We start from the raw sequence: 21,957 nt of genomic DNA, 5'->3' as shown, positions 1-21,957 counted from the left end.
CACTTTTTATTAAACAATCAAAACGCTCAGTACTTATTTATCAAAACGCTCAGTACTATTAAGCCATGTGAGACCACCAAATGACCCTACATATTTATCAAGCTCGACTGCTGCATTATTTGACCGAAAGCGATCGTACTGAGCGTACACCCTCTAAAATAGCGAACACCAATCAACCTGATCATGCACAGGTATCAACTATTGATCACAGCACAATGTTATTACCCGTGATTGCAGGCGAGCGCATTTACCCTGAATATATTGCTGATGGTGCGCTTGTTGTAGATGATGTGACAGGACGCATTGTAGAGTACGGTCGTATCGAGACTATCTTATCAACGTATGCTACTGCAGAGGGCAAGCCAGCAGTTAAAGTGCATGACTATCGCGACAAACTCATCATGCCAGGTTTTATCGATACCCATGTGCACTATCCGCAAATCGATATGATTGCCGCTTATGGTGAGCAACTGCTCGACTGGCTCAACAACTATACCTTTGTCACCGAAGCCAATTTTGCTGATCCAAAAGTAGCGCACGACACTGCGCAGTTCTTCTTAAACCAACTGCTGGCAAATGGTACGACTAGTGCCATGATTTTCTCTACCAGTCACCCGCTATCTGCCGAGGCATTTTTTGCCGAAAGCCACAAGCTCAACACGCGTATGATCACGGGTAATGTATTGATGGATCAAAATGCACCTGCGCAACTGTGCGTTCCTGCTGAGCAAAGTATCCGCGATACTCAAGACATCATTGATAACTGGCATGAGCGCGGACGTCAGCATGTCGCCATCACCCCGCGATTTGCTATTACTTCGACATCGAAGCAGCTACGGCTGGCAGGCGAGTTATATGCCAGCTATGATAGTGTCTATTTGCAGACGCATTTGGCAGAAAACCGTGATGAGGTGGCCTTTGTTCAGCAGCTGTATCCCGATCACAAAGGCTATCTCGATGTCTATGATGATATGGGTCTGTTAGGTAGGCGCACGACTTTGGCGCATGGGATCTACCTTGAGACATCAGAGTATGAGCGCCTACGCGCGACTGGCACACAGATATCACATTGTCCGACGTCCAATCTATTTTTGGGTAGTGGACTGTTCGATTTACCCAAGACGTTAAGTTATACTGGTGTCAGTATCGCCACCGATGTTGGGGCGGGCACGAGCCTGTCTATGCTCACGACGTTATCAGAGGCGTACAAAGTCCAACAGTTACAGAGCAATCAGTTGTCAGCGCATCAAGGGTTGTATCAGATTACTTTGGGTAATGCACAGTCGCTGCTATTGGATGATAAGATCGGTAACTTTATGCCCAATAAAGAAGCCGATTTTGTCATCATAGATATGGGTGCGACGGAGCTGATGGAGCGACGTATGGCACAGACCAAATCACTCGAGGAGCAGCTGTTTGTACTGATGATGCTGGGTGATGATAGAGTGATCGAACAGACAGTCGTTGCAGGTGTGAGTCGCTATCGCAGCGCTGCCTTATAGGACAAATACATCAGTGTATGCTTGCACCAATAACGCAGCCAGTAGATGTCTAATCAGAAATAAAAACCCCTGCTTCTACCAGATAGCAGCAGGGGTTTTTACGAATAAAGGTATCTTTATCCTATGTTAAAAATGGAACTTTACTAAGGCGCTAGGGGCGCTTTGATTGACACCATCGACACCGTATTTGTTTTTCCAATAACTATACTCCATGCCGACTTCTAGGCGGTTATCAATACCGAGCACCTCCTGTAGATTGTATTTGATTTGCGGATTGATATGAATATTATCTTCAATATTATCGTTATTAAATGAATAATCGATAAAGCCGTCCACTACAAAATTGTTACGCTCCCAACCGTAGGTCAAGGTGATTTGTTGATCATCATCGATATTGTCATTAAAAGCATGGTATAGCGTTGCAGACGCGTACGTTGTCCCTGGAATAGGGATATTTAGATCTGCACCAATACCAACCAAATAATTGTCTTGATCAAAGCCAGTACTGTTTGAGCCAAATTCATAAGTAGCGGCTAAATTAACTTGCTTTATAAAGCTATCGTTAAAAGTTGCCATTTTTAGTGTAGGAGACAGCTCGCCATAAGTTTCTCTAAATCTATTGTTTTCAATATCATTGGCACCTTGATTTCGATCGACAAAGAAGAATACACCGCCCCAGTCGTGCGCAGAGACATGCTCTAATGTAACAGTCGTCAGCTCTCCATCCTCTACAAGGTCATAGTTATTGCCGTAAAGTACAGAAACGCTCGTATCGGTAAAATAGGTCTCAGCTTGGAGGTTAGACATGCTACCGAAAGCGGCGACAGCAACTGCTACCATTGATAACGGTTTAAGCAAAGACGGCTTTTGGCTAGATTTTTTTTGACTAGATGGTTGCTGATTAGACAGTTTAGAGGTGGAGAGTGGGCTCGTTCGTAAATCAAAATGCAAAATGTAACTCCTTTATGTACGATGGAATATTAATTACCTTAAATTTATCTTTGATAATTCATAAAATAGGTTGTTGTTTGAAAATCACTATCAACTAACAATAAGCGTGCTATTGACCGGTTCTGTTTTTAAGTAGAAATCAATAAGTATCATTCATACGCTTACCCCTAAAGAGTATTCAATAATCATGCCACGAACCTATAAAATCTACGCTCTGCAGCATTTGCTGACTTTTATGCTTATTTGCTATTATTAGGGTATAAAATAAGCAAAATAGTCCTTGGTTTTTCTTAAATGCTAGACGCATCTCCTATATATTTAAGGAAATATAAAAAACAATGCTTTTGGATGAAAAAGCACGTGATAAAAGCACCAAAATAGACCTTTTTATGCCCCAATTTGGGCTGTATAAAATACCTTTGAGTCAACATAGATAGGACTTGCCAATCTGCCAAACGTAAAAAAGCCAGCTAATGGGAATTAGCTGGCTTTTAGTTTGTATCGTACGTGCCGTATTAGCTGGTTAGCTGCACTCGTCTGCTAGTTTAATAAATACATGCCAGTCAGTAATATCTATCTCATGGCAATTGTTACCGTCGCCATTGATGCGATCAACCACTAGAAAATCACTATCACGCCCTAGAGCCAGTAGTGGATGGTGCCAGACATTAGCGTCATATTGCACACCCTGATGAGAGGTGGCATAGAATACAGCGAGGTCCTCAGCAGACTGGGGCGGTGTACCCGCTTTTGCAACAACGACAACATAGTCCTGACCTTCCATAGACACAAACGCTTGTGTTCCAAGTGGGTGGTACTCCATGACGGAGAGGACAATAGGGTTCTCGCGCTTTTTGGCACGAAAGATACTCATACCTACTGTACCACCATCGAGCTGGCTTTCAGCAAGGGCATGATGGCGAACGGCATAGCCATTATTGATCTCATAAGTATTGTCAGCGGTTTGCTCATCATCACTATAGCGCTCGATCACCGAACCATAGGGGGCAAAATTTTCCTTCGTCAAAGGTATGGCGGTTAATATGACAGACATTAGGTAGTCTCGCTATCGTTGGGCTGGGCCGCGGCATTGTCAGCAATCTGTCCATATATACGCACGCGGCTGATACCACCATCTGGAAAGATATTTACTCGAATATGAGTGATAGGCTGCTCTATTTGAAGCTTATCTTTACTAAAAGTATGGACGTCATTAGCATTGGTCTTTTGCGGCTCAAGTAACGTCTCCCAAAACATACTTTGAGTCACTAGCGTTTGCTCTGGTGTGTTTGGTGAGTAGACCGCTTGGATCGAGACTTTGTCAGGATAGTTGCCCTTAAAATGAGCCGTATCGATCTCAATAGAATCAACGATACCTGCTTGGCCTAAAGCAATAATACACCAGTCGTTACCTGGCTCACGGCGACGACGCGTCTCCCAGCCATCTCCCATGTTAGGTGCTTTGGTCGGTAACAGTAAGTTGCTGGCTGCGCCAAAGTGCGCATCATTGCTAGCAATCGCGCGACCACCATTTAGCGCACCTGCCAAATCGAGCAACTCGCCTTGAGTATTAAGGCTCGCATCAAGCTGGATATCACCATAGACACGTAGCCTAGCAACGCCGCCATCTGGATAGATGTTCAAGCGAATATGGGTCACCGTTTGCTCATGATCGATCTCGACAAACTCATGATTGTGTCCTTGTAGCGGCGTCATACCTACAAGCGTTTGCCAGTTCTTACCGTCCCAGTCTTTTTTGCTTAGGTTGGTAAGTTCAGTATCAGCCTGCTGTAATAGCTCTGGTGCATACAAAGCATCGACACTGGCAGAAGATGGGAAGTTACCTGTAAAGTGACTGGTATCGATATCGAGCCCAGCGATTTTGGTTGGGCGGGCAAGTTGAATAACTAAGTAATCGTAACCTAAATGACGCTTGCGACGCGTCTCCCAGCCGTCCATCCATTTACCATTGTCATCGAATTTACCAACCACAAATATAGGCGCATCCGGATTTAGAATACGGCTTTTATCTGCAAAAAAATCATCAGTCGCAAACAGTGATTTTGCGCCTAAGCGACTGTCAGCCACGTTTGATTTTTTGGTAAATGCTGGCAATGTCTCAGGTAGGTTGTTTGCTGAGAGAATTTGTCCGACTTCTGAACTACTTTGACTCATCGTTATTTCCTTTATTCTATATTAGGTTGTATTTATCGTATGCGGTCTGTCTTATATGGTCAATATATCAAGATAATGACGGAGCTCACATCCAGTTGGCAGTGTTGTCTGACGTGGCAGGATGATTGTCGTACCAGTGCTTGGCGATGTCATCACGGCGACATATCCATACGTCAGGTTTATTGGTGATATATTGCAAAAACTGCTTTAACGCTTTGATGCGTCCTGCACGTCCGATAATTCGGCAGTGCAAACCAATCGTCAGCATTTTCGGGGTATGCGCGCCTTCTTCGTAAAGGGTATCAAAGCTGTCTTTGAGATACTGATAAAACGGCTCTGCATGAGTAAACCCTGGACTTGAAGAAAAACGCATGTCATTAGTCTCTAAACTATAGGGTATGACCAGATGCGGCTTACGCGTGATGACATTGCCATCTTGCACTTTGACATTGAGCCAGTAGGGTAGCTCATCCCCATACGAGTCAGAGTCGTAAACATAGCCGCCTTGCTCAGCGACTAACTCGCGAGTATTTGGGCTATCGCGTCCGGTATACCATCCGAGAGGCTGATTACCTAGCATACGCTTGAAGATAGTAGTAGCACAGCGAATGTGCTCGCGTTCAGTCTCACGGTACATGTCCTGATAGGTAATCCAGCGTAGACCATGACTGGCAATCTCATGACCGTCTTCTAATACACGCTCAATAATGTGTGGCGTTTTTTCGGCAGCGGCAGCACAAGTAAATGTGGTGATAGGAACGCCGTACTCTTTAAAGACGTCTAATACACGCCATACACCGACACGACTACCGTACTCGAAAGCAGACTCAATAGACTGATGACGGTTATTGAATTCTGGTGTGCCCAAGATATCAGATAAAAAGCGCTCTGATTGTCCATCGCCATGAATGACGCTATTCTCTGCACCTTCTTCGATATTGAGTACAAACTGTACGGCGATTCTCGCGCCGCCAGGCCAGTTTGCTTTTGGTGGATTGTCGCCGTAGCCCTTTAGATCTCGTGGATATGTACTTAGATCAAAGTCACTGGTAATCTTTTGGGTCATTATCGATGTTCCTATATCTCTTAGAGCCTTAAATGTTTATTTGAAGGTTACTGGCCATAGCTTTTCTTAGATCGTAAATTAAAGCGATGATGCATATGCGACAAGCTGCTGGCGCTCTGTATCTGTCAGCTGCGTGATATTACCAAGTGGCATGTAGCCGGTCTGTACTGCAGTGACGACTTTTGCTTTATGTATTCTCAAATCTTCTGGTGTCTGTAAGATAATACCTGCTGGAGGCGCGGCAAACCCCTGTTGCGTTGGTTGTACGGCATGACAAGTGCTACAGCGTGTATGCACCACATCCATCATCGCGTCATCTGCTGACGCGCTTACGGGTACGGCTTCAGCAGTGGCAGTATTATCGGTAACACTGTTATTAGTACTACTATTAGGATTGGCATTAGCATTAGTAGCGGTATTAGTGTTTGAGTCAGTAGTCGCATTTGTAGCTGGCGGCGTGCTATCAGTCGTCGTAGGCGTTACTGAGGCAGTAGAAGGCATTACAGGCGTAGGCTCAATCGGCTCAGGTCGCATCCAGATAATGAGCAATACGGTCAGTATCGCTGGTATGACCAGATAACGCGGTTTTTTGTGTCCCAAGTGCTTTTGGTTAAAGTAATGACGGGCAGTCGCGGTAATGATACCGACGAAGACCAACACCAACCAACCTTGCTCGTGAGCATACATCATTGGATAGTGGTTACTGATCATGGTAAAGATGAGTGGTAAGGTAAAGTAGTTGTTCATCAGTGATCTATTTTTGGCTTGTAGCGCCAATTCAGCCACTTCTTTACCCGGTTTTTCACCGCGCCTCACGCAATCTACGAGAGCGCGCTGTGCCGGCATGATACCAAAGAACACATTACCGACCATCACCGTACCCAAGATAGCACCGATATGGATAAATGAGGCGCGATCACTAAACAGCTGGTACGAACCCCAACAGGCAATGATCAAGAGAATAAAAATCAACGTACTAAATATTAGGGCGTTTTTACCCAAATGACTGCGCACGATGACTTCGTAAATAAAGTAACTACCAAACAAAAACAGCAAACTTGTGGCAATAGCGCCGATACTGGTAAAAGGTACCTTACTTGGGTCGATTAGGTAGGCAGTTGCATTGGCATAATAGACGATAGACATCATCGCCGCACCCGTTAGCCACGTGGTATATGCTTCCCACTTAAACCAATGTAGGGTTTTTGGCATCTCTTCTGGTTCGAGCTTGTATTTGGCAATCTCATAAAACCCGCCACCATGTACGGCCCAAAGATCGCCTGAGATGCCTTTGTCTGCTTTCCACTGTGGCGGCTTGCGTAGGCTCAGATCTAGCCACACAAAATAAAATGAGGCACCAATCCATGCTACCCCAGCGATGACATGAAACCAGCGGAAAAATAAACTCAACCATTCGAGAAGATAGGCACCCATTTAGTAATTGTCCTTTAATATGACCGTGTCTTGATAAAATATATTGATAAGCTTTTTTGATAAGTAATAACGACCATGGTTTACAGTCGCTTGGATATAAAGTAATGAGATAAAGTGGCAACGTCAGCAAAATGTCAGCAATGAGTTATGAGCATATAACGCGAATACACATTAAAGGACACCACGCTCTATAGGCTACGATCCACGGTACGTGCTATAACCATGGGCACTCAGTAGTAGCGGCACGTGATAGTGACTGGCATCATTCACCACAAAATCGATAATGACTTGCGGATAAAATGCAGTCAGCTGCTGGGCATCAAAATAAGACTGAGTATCGAAAGTCACGGTATAGCGTCCGATGCTTAGCTGCTGCGCTGCGCTATCAAGCGTGGTATCAAATTGCCAAGCATCTGGTGTGACACGGCCATCTTCATTGGTCGTACCGTGTGCAAGTAGGGTGGCGCCGCCACTGTCCTGTATACGGTGTAAAGTGACAGCGATATCGGCGGCAGGCTTACCAAGATGCGTATCTAAGATATGTGACGATAGGGTGGCAGACATGGTGCTTCCTTTATATTTATTGACGATGTAAATTCAGTAACGATGTGAATGAGTCTAGAGTGATTGATGAATAAGCCATTGTAAGAATGTTGATCTTACGGTTCATAAAGTAACAGCCATCTATACCTGACCTAACAATTTATGTAGACGCAGGCGTGTGATCTTGTTTTGTTCAGTGGCTGCGTTCGCCAGCTCAGTGGTACGCTCATTGGGCAGGCGAGCTAATAGTAAATCAAGCATTTGCTGCGCGCTTTTGCCAGTGGCAAAGACAATAAAAATAAAACCAAACTTTTCCAGATAGTCCTGATTGCCTTTGGCAAGTGCTTCGAGCACATCGTCAGCTGCATCATTAGCACCTGACTGCTCGTGGGCGGCGCTACCTTGTGTATTGCGATATTTTTCTTTTAGGGTTGCCACGTTACCGATTTGTGGATGACCATCGAACGCTTCTAGCAAGTCTACCTCGTTGGTTTGTACCTCACGCCAGATAGTATCGCTACTCGTTAGCAGTGTATCCAAGTCTGTAAAAGGACGCGCATCAGCAAGTTTGCTCGCCCACGTGCTGCTGGTACAACACGTTAGAAGGTACTCGGCAGCCAACTCTTGAGACAGATCATTAAATTGCGCTAAGGTTAAGCTCACGATGATATCCTTTTATAATATGACAGGCCGTTTACCTATCGGGTAACGGTTGTCTAATAATGATTTATACATTATGGTTATGGGCATAAATGTGACGGTAGCAGTAGACGTTTTACTATATCCATTTGCTATATCCATGTTGTTTTGCATGCGTATATATTTCACTTGCTGCATTTAATTCTTTATCGTTGATAACCATGATTTGTGTGGGATAGCATTGATAATAAAAAACTGCTTTACCGCATGAATGCTAACAATTTAATGGTAAAAAATCATGGCAACATGATTTTAGTAGTAATGTGATGAATTTATAGTTACCATTTTGCTAAAACCTGACTAATTGGTCAACTGTTTTATTAGAAATATTTTTATCCAGAGAATAATGCTGCACAACTCTGTGCATTGATAACCAAACGTCTCAGGAAAAATAACGACTATTTTGTCGAACCTGCCACTCGGAGTGAGATACCACTACCATGACTAAAGACAACCAAAAAGAAGATACCCTTACTACTGACGTGCCCTCGCATCGAAGCCAGCAAGCGACGCGTGCACACAATCAATCTCTAATACTGGCAGCAGCCGAAGAGGAGTTTGTGCTCCAAAGCTATCGCGGTGCTACGATGCAAGGAATTGCGGATAGAGCAGGGCTACCTAAAGCCAATGTTCATTACTATTTTAAAAACAAAAAAAACCTGTACATGGCGGTACTGCGCTCAATCATTCAGGAATGGAATGAGGGTTTGGTCACCATGACTGTAGAGAGTGATCCAAAAACTGTCATCGAAAAGTTCGTCCGTACCAAATTGCATCAAGCCTTTACCAACCCGAGTCGTCATAAACTGTTTGCTATTGAGGTTATTGGCGGTGCGCCGCACTTACACGAGTTTATGTCTACCACGATGAAGGACTGGGTAAACGATAAAGCACAAGTCATGAAAGAATGGCATAAGCAAGGAAAAATAGGCATTACGGATCCTTTGCAACTCTTGATTTTGATATGGGCGACGACCCAGCGCTATGCTGAATTTGAGATAGAAATTGTCGGTTTGATGGACAAGACCGCTTATGATGCAGAGGACAAAGCACGCGCAGAAGCGTTTTTAGTACCCTTTATTCTGCGAGGTTGCGGGCTAGAGTAATTACGGATTAAAGTCACAGGCTTTATGTCGTATGGGCTGTCTACGTTGAGCAGTCTACCTCTCATCACCAAGCAGCTCTACTGTGTTTTTCGCTGTTTGGTGATTGAAGGTTGTCAGTCAAGCCCAGTCAGGTAAGAACAGCCAGATAAGATAAGTCAGCCAAGCGTAGTCAATCAAGCACTATGTACAGAGGCTTATCAAGCTGTTTCTTGGGCTTGCTCTAGTGAGTCATCTTGGTGCTGCGCTTTTGTATCAAATTCAACGCCGTAATTCTTCGGCAAAATCATATCAAGCGTAATCGCGACAATTCCTGACATCGTCACCGCTGAGCCAAAGATATTCTGAAAAAACTGCGGGGTTTGTGACAGTACATCAGGTACGAACGCAATACCTGTCGCCAAACCTAGAGAGGTAGCGATAATCAATACATTACGGTGGGTGAAGTTCACGGTAGACAAAATACGGATACCCGCAGTCGCCACAGTAGCAAACATCAATAGCGTGACACCGCCAACGACAGGTTTGGGTAATTGCGTAAAAACAGCCCCAAGCACGGGGAATAATCCCATCAAGCACAATATACCACCAACATAAAAACCGACGTACCGACTGGCAATCCCCGTCATCTGAATCACACCGTTGTTTTGGCTAAAGGTAGTGACCGGAAAGGTATTAAAGACCGCCGCAATCAGAGAGTTGACACCGTCACCCAATACGCCGCCTTTGATGCGTTTTTCATAGAGAGGGCCTTTGATTGGCTCCCCTGATATCATCGAGGTAGCCGTCAGATCGCCAGACGTCTCAATACTGGTAATGATGTACATAAAGGCAATAGGAATAAACGCCTGCCAATCAAAACCAAAGCCATATTTGAACGGTACGGGCACGGTAAAAAACGCCGCCTCAGATACCAATGAAAAGTCAATACGACCCATAAAGACAGCAGCGACGAGTCCAAGCATCAAACCGATAAAGATAGCGCTTGAGCGAATAACCTTGTTATTAATAATGCTGATGAGCACGACACTTGCAAGTACGCCACCACCTAAGAGTAAATTTGGAATACTACCGAAATCCTCCGCACCAAACCCGCCTGCCAAATCAGTCAAACCTACCTTGGTTAAGGACAAACCAATCGTGACAATCACACACCCTGTAACAATAGGGCTCATAAATGATTTGAGTTTGGTAATAAATTGACTCAAAAATATCTCGACAAATGCACCGAGAAATGAAACGCCAAAGATGACTGATAAAATCTCTTCAGGACTACCGCCACGGTTTTTTACCACAAACCCTGCGGTCAATACCGCCGCTAAAAACCCAAAACTGGTACCTTGTAGCGCCATTAACCCAGAGCCCACAGGACCTACTTTTCGAGTTTGAATAAAGGTTGCCACCCCAGAAACAATCAAAGACATGCTGAGAAGGTAGGGGATATGCTTACCCAAACCTAGAGTACCACCGATAATTAGGGAGGGAGTGATAATACCAACAAAGGCTGCTAGCACATGTTGTATAGCACCTAAGAATGCTTTGATAGGGGTTGGACGGTCATGTAGTTTATATAGTAAATCGGTATTTTCTGGAACGTTTTCACTCATGGTGGTTTCCTCCTAAAATAACTACTTGGCACCCGCGCAACGGCATATATCAGATAACATGGCAATCAAATGGATCTCAGATAACATGGAGGTCATTAGATAAGAATTAATATCTAACCTTTGAGCAGTTTTTTATCGATTTATACAATGGGGGCACACATCCGATTGAATACTAGCCAAAAAACCTATATTTGTTGGCTAATACCGTTAAATTCTGACCATTTGGTCAGGTCTATTTAGGATATAGATAAATTATGAGTGAATGCAATGTTTTTTTTGGTACTAGCAGGTTTACGTGATCGTTACGTATTAGAAAGAAAGGGTTAACCTAAATAGAGAGATTTTAGAAAGTAAATATCATAAGGTGACAGTCCATCTCATCGTGTCTATTTTTCTAACACCCACAAAAAAACCCCGACCATACTTATTATGGTTGGGGCTTCTTTGAATAGCTACATGACAATAAAGTTGCAAATTTATTTTGGACTTGATGACCATACTGGTGAGCGAATAATGCCTTGTCCTGACTTGCCAAAGGCTGCACCACCATTGAGTGATTTAATCGTCAGTACACCTTTGCCACCTTGGGTCGACGCATAGACCACACGTTTACCATTGGGCGAGAAGCTTGGCGCTTCGTCGATACCAGTATTACCGAGATTGGTCGTTACCGCGCCACTGTTATTCATAATAGCGGCTGATCGACCACTCAAAAAGGCAATTTGCATCCCATCACTACTAAATTGCGGGCTAGTCGCATAGCCACCATTGGATACTTTAGTGGTGCGTCCTGAGCCGAACTCATAACGATAGACTTGCGGCTTATTAAACCCTGTTTTGTCACTGACATAGACAAATGACTTGCCGTCAGGGGCATAACTTGGCTGTACTTCACTGCTTGGCAAGTTGGTAAGTCTCCTAGGTGTACCTCCGCTGACACTCATCTCATAAATATCAGCGCTGCCCTCAAAGCTACTGGAGAACAGTATCTTGCCACCATCAGGAGAGAATGATGGGCTTAGGTTACTACCAGAAAAAGGTGTCAATACGCTTGCGCCGCCGCCACTGACGTTCTGAATATAGATGACAGGATACGACTTTTCACGTTGTACCGAGTAGGCGATACGGTTACCATCAGGTGACCATGCTGGTGAGAAAATAGACCCTGCTACTTCGGTAATGGTTTTGGCGTTTTCACCATCAGCATCCATTACTTTTAGACGAGAGATTTTTTGCTTGCCCGTGCCTGTCTCTTCAATGTAGGCAATACGTCCCGAGAAATCCCCTGGAATACCAGTAATCAGCTCATAGACCTTATCTGCGATCACGTGACCGGCGTAACGCATACTTTCTCTGTTGTTATCTGCCGTTAGGCTTTGCTTACCCTCTATCACGCGGCCAGATTTAACATCAATAACCTCGTAATCGGTGACGACTTTGCCACGATTGGTGCGGGTGCTACCGACAACGAGATAAGGGATGCCCATGTTTTGCCACACAGGTAGCGTACCTGCCAGCTCGCTACTACTGCGCGGCTGCTGCGGCAAGTTTTGGCTGGTAACTGTCAGCTCTGTGTTGCTCAAGTCGTTTAGGATGATAGGAGATAAAACAGAGTCGCCTGCGAATGGTACAAACGCGACTTGGTTCTGTTGAACAGGAATATCATAGTCGAGTTCTAGTACGACAGGTGCTGCTAGCAAGCTTTGCGAAGCAAGCAGTGCCGAGGTGCCAGTCAATAAAGAGACGAGTAGTTTTTTATGAGTACGCATGAGTTAATGGAGCTCCTAACAGTAGTATGATATTCATTTTTATAGTCAATAAGGCACGCATTTAAATAGAAAAAACCGATACGATACAAGCCGATTAACGTTACGTTATCAATAATACAAGACGCTAGCAACTGATTAGTTGCTACCTCTGAACTGTATGGTAAAAGTAGGGTATTTAGGATCATCAGTATTGATGGGTAGGCTACCTGTATTGAGCACTGCTTGTTTGGCGGCTTCGTTGACGGTGTTATCAGGTCCGGAGGCGGTAACATTGATGACGTCGCCATTGGCATTGACAGTGATGGTCAAAGTAGCACGCTGGGTGGAACCTCTCGCTGCGGTAGGCGGTGTATAGTTACGCTTGATAAGATTTATAATCTCATTGTTGCTGGCACCGCGGCTACCACTTGAGGCGGAACGACTGCTGCCTCTAGAGGTGCTAGCTGTTGAAGTATCACCTGTGATGGTTGACTGTCCATCAGATAAGCTAAAGGTTCGCCCGGCATTACCAGAGCCATCGGTATCAATCTCTATATTACGATCGTTGGCAGTAGGTCTTTTTATTTTAGGTGGATTGTTTTGCTTTTGGCGAAAATCCCCAAGCCTTTTCTGCTCTTCGATCATCTGCTCTCTTTTGTTTTGTTCAACTTGCTCGAGCTCTTCCATGGTTGTCTCGTCCAACTGAGATGCCCACTCGGCCATTCTGCGCTCATATTCTTGGTTTTGTTCACGCAATCGCTGATGCTGCTCTTCGCTCATGAGCATGGGCTGGCTGGCTGGCTCGTCAGATCGTGTAAACACAGGAACGCGCTGAGAATCTGGCTGGCTTGCGCTTTGCGCGCTGGTACTACTGCTTGACGTTTGCGGTTGAGCGCTACTGGGCGAGTCGCTGGTGCTACTTTCCATTTGCATGGCACTTGCTGCTGCACGGTTGGCCAGTATCTGTCCTTGCATCTCAGCGAGCTGCTCAGGCGATACCATTACGGTTTCGATGCTACCAGAGGTTTCGATGTCAGCGGTTTGATAGTTATAGACCAGTACACCGATGATAAGACCATGTGCTAGCAAGCTGAGCAACGTAGGTAGGGTCAGCCCGTTACTTTCAGGTTCGGTAGGTACATAGACGGCAGGCGCATTATGCATGGTAGGGATACTCATGAACGGTGGTTATCAGAAACGAGAATTATCGGATTTGGTACTGAGTCAGTATTCATGGGGTGTGCCACTATTGGAGCGCAGGCGTTGGTAGAGGCGCACCAGTCAACAATCCCACTTTTTCAATACCGGCCTGCTGCAAAGTCGCCATTAGCGTCATGATAGCGCCGTATTGGTTGTTTTGATCGGCATTGATCATCACTTGCAATGGCTCGGCGTTGGTACTACCGCTCTGAGACTGTAAGTTTGATAGTGTGTTGATCAGCTCAGGCTCACTCATAGGTAAATCGATGTTGCTCTCATAGCTGACAAAAATCTCACCATTATCAGTCAAAGAGACAATAACGGGTAATTGGCTCTGGCTCATCGTATTGGTCTGCTCTTTTGGCAAATCAACATCGACACCTGTAATGAGCATCGGTGCGGTCACCATAAATATCACCAACAGCACCAGCATGACATCGATATAAGGCACGACATTCATCTCTGCATTGAGTGTTTTTTTCTCACGGCGATAGGGGTTTGGTTTCATAGCCCATTCACCTGACTGGCACTCACTTGAGTTTCTCTGTTGACAGTGCTTTGAACGCTAGTCTCACGCTGTAGCATGCCTGTCATCTCATCGCAGAATAATGCACGTGAGTCATAAAGGTTACTCGATTTTGCAGTGAAATGGTTGTAAGCCAGTACCGCAGGAATAGCGGCAAATAAGCCCATCGCCGTTGCAATTAATGCCTCGGCGATACCGGGTGCAACAGAGGCTAGGGTAGCCTGCTCCGTTTGCGACAGCCCCAAAAAAGCATTCATAATGCCCCAAACAGTACCAAATAAGCCAATATAAGGCGCGACCGAACCGATACTGGCAAGCGCCGTCAGTCCTGACTCTAGCTGCTGCTGCTGGCGACCTAGGCCCACGCGCAACTTACGCTCGACACCATCGATAATATCGTCTTTGGGTTGGCGCTTTTTATGCATTCTGAGGTATTCTGAAAATCCCACATAAAAAATCTGCTCAAGCCCTTGGCGATCAGGTGAGCCTTGGATACCTTGATATAGCTTTGCCAAGTCTTCACCTGACCAAAACCAAGTCTCAAACTGCTGATCAAAGTTTTTGGCCGTACCGAGACGCGCACTCATACGAAAAATAATAACCCAACTGAATAAAGACGCTAATAGCAATAACGCCATCACAATCTGTACCAATAAACTGGCTTGGGCAATAAGATCAATAATATTTAATGATTCAGGCATGTAATGGACTCACGGATAATTGACAACAGCTGGATTGAATAAAAGTATATGAACCAGACCAACCTCAAAATATAACGCTTATGCTTGATTGGTCGCCCTCAAGGCAATGCTATGTTTACAACAGCAAAGATAATCGCCCATAGGGGTCGAGCTATGATTAAGGTATCGACACAATAACCCCCTAGTTTACTTCTAAATGAAAGAAAGGTCATTATTAATGTGTTAAACAAATAGATAGCGCATATATCAAATGGCAAGTAGCGAGTATATATAGAAATAATAGTAGAGCAACGAACGCTTTTATTGATGACTGATATACCTAAAAACACCTAGAGTAATATAGAGAGTCGCATATTTGTATAGACGTTTAGCCCTTACGCCAGTGGCATCTCGAATTGTGTTTTTGTACGAATTAGGCATTATCAACGATTGAGTTTGTAAGATAACTGGTCTAATATGTTACGCTTTGTTACTACATTATTCTCACTGTGGCGTCGTCATTTTTGCTGAAGTTACGTTTGATTTTAAGTAGTGGTGACTTTTTATTGGCCAGTCGGGGGCGACACTTATGAATGCAATTGAACGCTATTTTGGGATCAACGGTGAGAATACCACGATCAAAACAGAAATCATCGCTGGTATAACCACGTTTTTGACGATGGCATATATCATCTTTGTGAACCCAAATGTTTTAGCTGATGCGGGGATGGATAAAGGAGCAGTATTTGTAGCGACTTGTGTGGCTGCAGCGATAGGTTGTTTTATCATGGGTATATATGCCCGACTACCAGTAGCGTTAGCACCAGGAATGGGGCTCAACGCTTTTTTCACCTATGGGGTTGTGCTAGGCATGGGCTATGCATGGCAAACAGCGTTAGGTGCGGTGTTCTTGTCGGGTTGTATCTTTGTACTGTTAAGCTTATTCAAGATCCGTGAAGCAATTATTAATGCGATTCCAAACTCTCTCAAAAACGGCGTAGTCGCTGGTATTGGTGCATTTTTGGCGTTCATTGCTCTACAGAGCGCTGGCATTATTGTCAATCATGATGCAACCTTGGTTGGTCTTGGTGACATGACGTCATTTGGACCTGTTATGGCCTCATTGGGTTTTGTGGTTATTATCGGCTTGTCTTACAAAAAAGTACCAGGCGCGGTTACCATCGGTATTTTATTGGTTGCTCTGATTAGCTTACTAATGGGCTATACACAGTTCACGGGTATTATCTCTACGCCACCTTCAGTCGCACCAACGCTCATGCAGCTTGATATTGCAGGTGCGTTCGATGTGGGTATGATCAGTGTGATTTTTGCTTTCTTGTTTGTCGATTTATTTGATACTGCGGGTACTTTGATTGCAACCACTAGCCAAGCCAAGCTGACCGACAAAGACGGCAACATTCCTAATATGGGCAAAGCACTATTGGCTGATTCGTCAGCGACAGTAGCAGGCTCTTTGCTGGGTACGTCATCGACGACCAGTTATATTGAGAGTATCTCCGGTATTGCCTCAGGTGGCCGTACGGGCTTAATGGCAGTGACTGTTGGTGTGCTATTTTTATTCAGTATCTTCTTCTCGCCACTAGCAGGTATGATCCCAGCGTATGCAACGGCTGGTGCAATCTTCTATGTTGCTGTACTGATGATGGGCACTCTAAAAGACATCAACTGGAGCGATTTAACAGAAGCGGCGCCTGTAGTCGTCGTGTTGTTATTTACACCGCTGACATATTCTATCGCTGATGGTATTGCACTAGGTTTCATTACCTTTACTGCGGTAAAAGCTATCGCAGGCAAGTTCTCTGATATCAGCATCGCGGTATGGCTTTTGACTATTATACTACTGGTTAAGATTGTCTTCTTGTAAGATATAACCAAACATTAGCTAGTATCTAAAAAGCAAACCCTCTTTATCATTGAATGATAAAGAGGGTTTTTCTTTGTCAGTAATGTAGATCTACAGCTTCAGCTTTCACCCTTACATTTTGGGCTTTTTTGCTGGCTTTTGACATGCCAAAAAACAGGCAATAGTAAACAGAAATATATAACCAAAGCGTCATAGTCAATAAATTGCTTGTAAGCTATTGTTATTTATATATATATTAATTTATGAAATTAAGAAAAATTCGTTAGTTTGAAATTTTTTTTCATGATATTATAGCCGAGTTAAGCGCATCACCTCAATCAACGCCGTAGAGGTTTTTCTTACAGTGAATTAGCACATAAAGATGACAGATTTAGGCTCTCTCAAGCGATATCTGGTCATCACACTCCTTTCACTACTAACAAGAAGAAGGCACTAATGCCGCTTAATTTTTCATTGTTGCCTTTGTATTGTTAACGTAGCCCGTTTAACAGTCGAACGACCTACTTAACCGTCTCCAGCATGTGCTGGATTTTCTAGTTTTGTGATGGCGCCGTTTGGTCTTTTGATTATTGCTGTGAATATCCGTCAATAACCTCTATTTTTTGATAGCGGTTACGAGCAGTTATACAGGACGATCAGACTTCCTAAAGCACCATTTATTATGGTTTTTAAACGATAGTTATGGAGTTGTTATGAACCCAGTAGACCAGTTTACCCCGCAAGAGCCGATTTTGTTCAATCCTGTTGATTTGCTGTCGCCAGAGTATCTTGCGCAGTCAGCAGCAGAGCTACATAAGCGTATTTCGCCATTATATAGCGTTGATGAAGAACGTTGGTTGTCTGATTTATTGCCACTTGCCAAGCCTAGTATAGAAGAGCGCGATGCTGCTGCTGAGCAGACACGCAAGCTAGTTGAGCATGTGCGTAACGATGGCAAAGCCGTCAAGATGGTTGACTCATTATTGCTTGAGTATAGCCTTGATACCCAAGAAGGTATCTTGCTCATGAGTTTGGCAGAAGCATTGATTCGTGTACCAGATAATTATACGGCTGATGCGCTGATCCATGACAAAATGAGTGTCGCTGATTGGAAAAAGCACATCAAAAACGACAATGGCTTTATGGTCAATGCTTCTACATGGGGCATGATGATGACAGGCCGTGTTGTCAGTATCGATAGCAGCACCACTGCATCAGGTTTCTTGGATCGCATGACCAAAAAGATGGGTGAGCCTGTCATTCGTAGTGCCATGCAAAAAGCCATGCGTATCATGGGTCACCAGTTTGTATTGGGTGAGACTATCGAAGACGCCAACAAAAACAGCCAACCATATCGTAATAGAGGCTATACCTATTCGTTTGATATGTTGGGTGAAGCGGCGATCACGCACAAAGACGCTGAAAAGTACTTCAATGACTACCTGCATGCGATCAGAGCAACGGCTAATGTTAAAGTCAAAGAAGGCATGCCTAAGCCGTCTGTATCTATTAAATTATCAGCACTACATCCTCGCTATGAAGCCACGCAAGAAGCTCAAGTTATGGGGCTATTGCGTCAGCGTTGCCTACTGCTTATTGAAGCTGCGCGCGAAGTCAATGTCGATATCAGTATCGATGCTGAAGAGGCGGATCGTCTTGAGATTTCTCTAAAACTATTTGAGTCTTTGTACCGTGATAATTTGACGGCTGGCTGGGATGGTTTGGGTATCGTCGTACAAGGGTACTCTAAGCGTGCTATCGCTGTATTGGCTTGGCTTGCTCGTATATCGACTGAAGTAGGCGACCGCATTCCAGTACGTCTGGTAAAAGGTGCTTACTGGGATACTGAGATCAAACTTGCTCAGCAAAAAGGTCTATCAGGCTATCCAGTATGGACACGCAAAGAAGGTACGGATACCGCATACCTTGCTTGCGCGCGTTTCTTATTGTCAGAGCAAATACGTGGTCTTATCTGGCCACAGTTCGCCACGCACAATGCCCATACATTGTCGTCAATCATGACCATGAGCGCGCACAGGGACTTTGAGTTTCAACGTCTGCACGGTATGGGTGATGCGCTTTATGATCATATCTTGCAAGCTTACGAGATCCCTGTGCGTATCTATGCACCAGTGGGCGCGCACAAAGATTTGCTCCCGTACTTGGTACGCCGTTTGCTTGAGAACGGGGCTAACAGCTCGTTTGTCCATCAGTTGCTAGACAAGTCTTATCCAATTGAAAAGCTAACCGTACATCCGTACGACAAGCTACTTGCTAATGCCACCTTGCACAATCCAGATATCCCGTTACCACTAGAGATTTATGGTGAGCGACGTGCAAGCTTTGGTCCTAATATATTTGTTGAGTCGCAATGGCTGCCGTTCAAATCAGCTATTGATAGTCATCTAAATAACAAATGGTCAGCGACACCTATCATCAACGGTCAAGCAGTTAATGAGTATGAAGTAGATGGTGTCACCCATCAGCTAAATGCACAGACTGTACGTGCGCCTTGGAACCACGATGTAAGCGCTGGTGAAGTCAAATATGCCAATGCAGCATTGGCTCGTCAAGCGATTGATGTGGCTGTTGCTGGACAAAGCATGTGGCAAAACGTGAAGGTCGCTGAGCGTGCTGCTATCTTGCGTAAGATTGGTGAGCTATTTGAAGAAAACTATGCTGAGCTGATGGCACTATGCCAAGTCGAAGCAGGCAAGACCATGCAAGACAGCATCGATGAAATCAAAGAAGCCGTTGATTTCTGCCGTTTTTATGCGGATGAAGCAGAGCGATTAGACGACGTTGTACATGAGTTTACCGATTTGTCTGGTAAGCAATCTCGTCAAGTGTATAAACCGCGTGGCACCTTTGTTTGTATCAGTCCATGGAACTTCCCACTAGCGATTTACACAGGTCAAATCGTAGCGGCACTAGCAGCAGGTAATACTGTCGTGGCTAAGCCTGCCGAACAAACCAGCTTGATTGCTCACTTCGGTGCTCAGTTAATGTATCAAGCAGGCGTACCAGCCGAAGCGCTACAGTTAGTTACTGGTGCAGGTGATGTGGGCGGCGCATTGACAGCTGCTGACAATATATCAGGGGTGATATTTACAGGTTCGACGCAAACTGCTCAGCGTATCAACCAAAGCCTAAACGACCATGCACAAGCCAGCGGTGAGCTGCCTGTCTTTATCGCTGAGACTGGCGGTCAGAACGCTATGATTGTCGATTCAACAGCATTGCCAGAGCAAGTCGTGAGAGATGCAGTACTATCAGCATTTGGCTCAGCAGGCCAGCGTTGTTCAGCTTGTCGCATACTATGCGTGCAAGAAGAGATGGCTGATGATTTGATCGAGCTACTACAAGGCAATATGGCTGAGCTGTCTGTAGGCAACCCTCTATATGCTGCGACAGACGTTGGTCCAGTTATTGATGCTGACGCCAAGCATGGTTTGGAGGCGCATATCGCGCGTATGGATGCTGAACCGACAGCAAACATTTTGGCGCAAACGCCAATGAGTTCAAGCTCAGTGGTCAGCCAAGAGAAATCTACCTTTGTACTGCCTACAGCGATTGAAGTAAACAGTATCGATGTGATTGGCGGTGAGCATTTTGGTCCCATTCTGCATGTGCTGCGTTATCAAGCTCGTGATTTGAATAAGCTGATTGATGCCATCAACAACACAGGCTTTGGTCTGACGTTGGGTATCCATAGCCGTATCGAAAACACGGTTGAGCACATTGAGCGTCGTGCTTTTGTAGGGAACACCTATATTAACCGTAACCAAATCGGCGCAGTTGTAAACGTCCAGCCATTTGGCGGTTGTGGTTTATCTGGTACTGGTCCAAAGGCTGGCGGGCCGCACTATGTTGCGCGTCTAATGCAGCTCAAATCAGAGTCAGTTAATGCCGCACAACCAGCCGCTAGCATGACAGCGACAACCACCCAATCTACCACTCAAACAGAACTCGCATAAGGAGTAGCAACATGGCGACTGAATTCAAAAAAAATCATGCCCAGGTTTGTGAATCTTGGCGACTACTTGGCGCAGTCAATCGCGCAACGTACCTGCAAGCGGCAGTGTCAAAACTGGCGCTGCTCACTGGTGATGCCAACAAAGCAAAGCGTTTGTTCAATCATCTATTGAGTGCGGCTCCTAGTCTAGATGAGACGCACCGCATGACGGGTGCAACTGGCGAGTCAAACGACTTGTATGTGACTGGCCGTGGTAAAACCATGGTCATCGGCGGTGAGTCTGCTAGAGCCATGGCCGTACTAGGGCAACTTATCGCTGCGCTACTGACAGGTAATGAAGTCATATTACATTGCCCAAGCCAAGATGACATGTGTAGCGAAGCGGCCAAGATACTACATGATACTGGTATCAGCGAAGATGTACTGAGCGTTGCTAACGACTCACAAACGGTCACGCTTTTATATATCGACCGTCTTGCGCAAGTGGCAGTGTCTGGTAGTCACAGCGAAGTACAGGCGATCAGTCAAGAGCTTGCCAATACTGACGGTATTTTGACCCAAGTCATCAGCGTCACTGATATGGAAGGCCTATCAGAGATGCTGACACCTGACTACTTGCATCGGTTTGTCACTGAGCGTGTTAAGACTATCAATACCACAGCAATCGGTGGTAACGCGAGCTTGCTTGAGCTGGGTACAGAGTAGAGTAGTTGCATTAATTACGAATCCGCTTAGCTTTTATAGTAACTATTCGTAGTAGCAACTCATAATAGTAATTTTCACAAAGGCTAAGTGGTATTTGGTAGCGCTATAATTACCAAACCAGTGATTGTGTAAGATATATAAGAAAAAATGCATAAGAAAAAACCGCTATCTGAGTAAT

17 protein-coding genes are annotated in these 21,957 nt (G+C 44.9%); 5 read left to right on the top strand and 12 right to left on the bottom strand.

Translation table 11 applies throughout. The annotated features are described in order from the left end of the window. Positions 1 to 80 precede the first annotated feature (80 nt). Positions 81 to 1,502, top strand: coding sequence for a guanine deaminase (gene guaD / locus AC5JPO_RS03190; protein ID WP_493853239.1), 1,422 nt, complete (start codon positions 81 to 83; stop codon positions 1,500 to 1,502). Between the two features lie 126 nt (positions 1,503 to 1,628). Here guaD and AC5JPO_RS03185 read toward each other — a convergent pair whose 3' ends face one another. The 7 genes from AC5JPO_RS03185 to uraD all read right to left on the bottom strand — a co-directional run bounded on the left by AC5JPO_RS03185 (position 1,629) and on the right by uraD (position 8,334). Next, positions 1,629 to 2,453, bottom strand: coding sequence for a DUF5020 family protein (locus AC5JPO_RS03185; RefSeq protein ID WP_493853238.1), 825 nt, complete (start codon positions 2,451 to 2,453; stop codon positions 1,629 to 1,631). A gap of 523 nt (positions 2,454 to 2,976) precedes the next feature. Further along, complete coding sequence (locus AC5JPO_RS03180) at positions 2,977 to 3,507, bottom strand: ureidoglycolate lyase (RefSeq protein WP_493853237.1); 531 nt, start codon at positions 3,505 to 3,507, stop codon at positions 2,977 to 2,979. Then, on the bottom strand, positions 3,507 to 4,628 hold the full coding sequence (gene alc, locus AC5JPO_RS03175; protein ID WP_493853236.1) for an allantoicase: 1,122 nt from the start codon (positions 4,626 to 4,628) through the stop codon (positions 3,507 to 3,509). The genes AC5JPO_RS03180 and alc overlap by 1 nt, the downstream gene beginning before the upstream one ends. Before the next feature lie 85 nt (positions 4,629 to 4,713). After that, positions 4,714 to 5,694, bottom strand: coding sequence for an allantoinase PuuE (gene puuE, locus AC5JPO_RS03170; RefSeq protein WP_493851703.1), 981 nt, complete (start codon positions 5,692 to 5,694; stop codon positions 4,714 to 4,716). Between the two features lie 78 nt (positions 5,695 to 5,772). Beyond that, complete coding sequence (locus AC5JPO_RS03165) at positions 5,773 to 7,128, bottom strand: urate hydroxylase PuuD (RefSeq protein ID WP_493853235.1); 1,356 nt, start codon at positions 7,126 to 7,128, stop codon at positions 5,773 to 5,775. A 195-nt stretch (positions 7,129 to 7,323) separates the two neighbouring features. Further along, positions 7,324 to 7,692 (bottom strand): hydroxyisourate hydrolase, encoded by a 369-nt coding sequence (uraH, locus tag AC5JPO_RS03160; protein ID WP_493853234.1) that lies wholly within the window; start codon positions 7,690 to 7,692, stop codon positions 7,324 to 7,326. Between the two features lie 120 nt (positions 7,693 to 7,812). Next, positions 7,813 to 8,334: a 2-oxo-4-hydroxy-4-carboxy-5-ureidoimidazoline decarboxylase gene (gene uraD, locus AC5JPO_RS03155; protein ID WP_493853233.1), complete on the bottom strand. Its 522-nt coding sequence runs from the start codon at positions 8,332 to 8,334 to the stop codon at positions 7,813 to 7,815. A gap of 476 nt (positions 8,335 to 8,810) precedes the next feature. On the opposite strand from uraD, the gene AC5JPO_RS03150 reads away from it, so the two are divergent. Further along, positions 8,811 to 9,476, top strand: coding sequence for a TetR/AcrR family transcriptional regulator (locus AC5JPO_RS03150; protein ID WP_493853232.1), 666 nt, complete (start codon positions 8,811 to 8,813; stop codon positions 9,474 to 9,476). 197 nt (positions 9,477 to 9,673) lie between these two features. Here the strand turns inward: AC5JPO_RS03150 and AC5JPO_RS03145 are convergent, their stop codons facing one another. The 5 genes from AC5JPO_RS03145 to tolQ all read right to left on the bottom strand — a co-directional run bounded on the left by AC5JPO_RS03145 (position 9,674) and on the right by tolQ (position 15,255). Further along, complete coding sequence (locus AC5JPO_RS03145; RefSeq protein WP_493853231.1) at positions 9,674 to 11,080, bottom strand: nucleobase:cation symporter-2 family protein; 1,407 nt, start codon at positions 11,078 to 11,080, stop codon at positions 9,674 to 9,676. Between the two features lie 476 nt (positions 11,081 to 11,556). Further along, positions 11,557 to 12,849: a translocation protein TolB gene (locus AC5JPO_RS03140; protein WP_493853230.1), complete on the bottom strand. Its 1,293-nt coding sequence runs from the start codon at positions 12,847 to 12,849 to the stop codon at positions 11,557 to 11,559. Positions 12,850 to 12,984: 135 nt separating this feature from the next. Beyond that, positions 12,985 to 14,007: a cell envelope integrity TolA family protein gene (locus AC5JPO_RS03135; protein WP_493853229.1), complete on the bottom strand. Its 1,023-nt coding sequence runs from the start codon at positions 14,005 to 14,007 to the stop codon at positions 12,985 to 12,987. Between the two features lie 67 nt (positions 14,008 to 14,074). Further along, positions 14,075 to 14,536 (bottom strand): protein TolR, encoded by a 462-nt coding sequence (gene tolR, locus AC5JPO_RS03130; RefSeq protein ID WP_493851706.1) that lies wholly within the window; start codon positions 14,534 to 14,536, stop codon positions 14,075 to 14,077. After that, the gene (gene tolQ / locus AC5JPO_RS03125; protein WP_493853228.1) at positions 14,533 to 15,255 is read right to left on the bottom strand and encodes a protein TolQ; all 723 of its coding nucleotides are present in this window, start codon (positions 15,253 to 15,255) and stop codon (positions 14,533 to 14,535) included. The genes tolR and tolQ overlap by 4 nt, the downstream gene beginning before the upstream one ends. Before the next feature lie 568 nt (positions 15,256 to 15,823). Here tolQ and AC5JPO_RS03120 point away from each other — a divergent pair. From AC5JPO_RS03120 to AC5JPO_RS03110, 3 genes are all read left to right on the top strand, one after another. Next, a complete protein-coding gene (locus AC5JPO_RS03120) occupies positions 15,824 to 17,119 on the top strand; it encodes an NCS2 family permease (protein ID WP_319050325.1) in 1,296 nt (431 codons plus the stop codon). 692 nt (positions 17,120 to 17,811) lie between these two features. Continuing rightward, positions 17,812 to 21,075, top strand: a complete 3,264-nt coding sequence (gene putA, locus AC5JPO_RS03115; protein ID WP_493853227.1) for a bifunctional proline dehydrogenase/L-glutamate gamma-semialdehyde dehydrogenase PutA — start codon at positions 17,812 to 17,814, stop codon at positions 21,073 to 21,075. Positions 21,076 to 21,086: 11 nt separating this feature from the next. Further along, positions 21,087 to 21,779 carry a 1-pyrroline-5-carboxylate dehydrogenase gene (locus tag AC5JPO_RS03110; protein WP_319050327.1) on the top strand — a complete coding sequence of 231 codons (693 nt, stop codon included), beginning with the start codon at positions 21,087 to 21,089 and terminating at the stop codon, positions 21,777 to 21,779. The last annotated feature ends 178 nt before the right edge of the window (positions 21,780 to 21,957 follow it).

It is taken from the genome of Psychrobacter sp. H25, from assembly GCF_059076335.1.
This window is presented reverse-complemented; position numbering and strand designations above follow the sequence as displayed.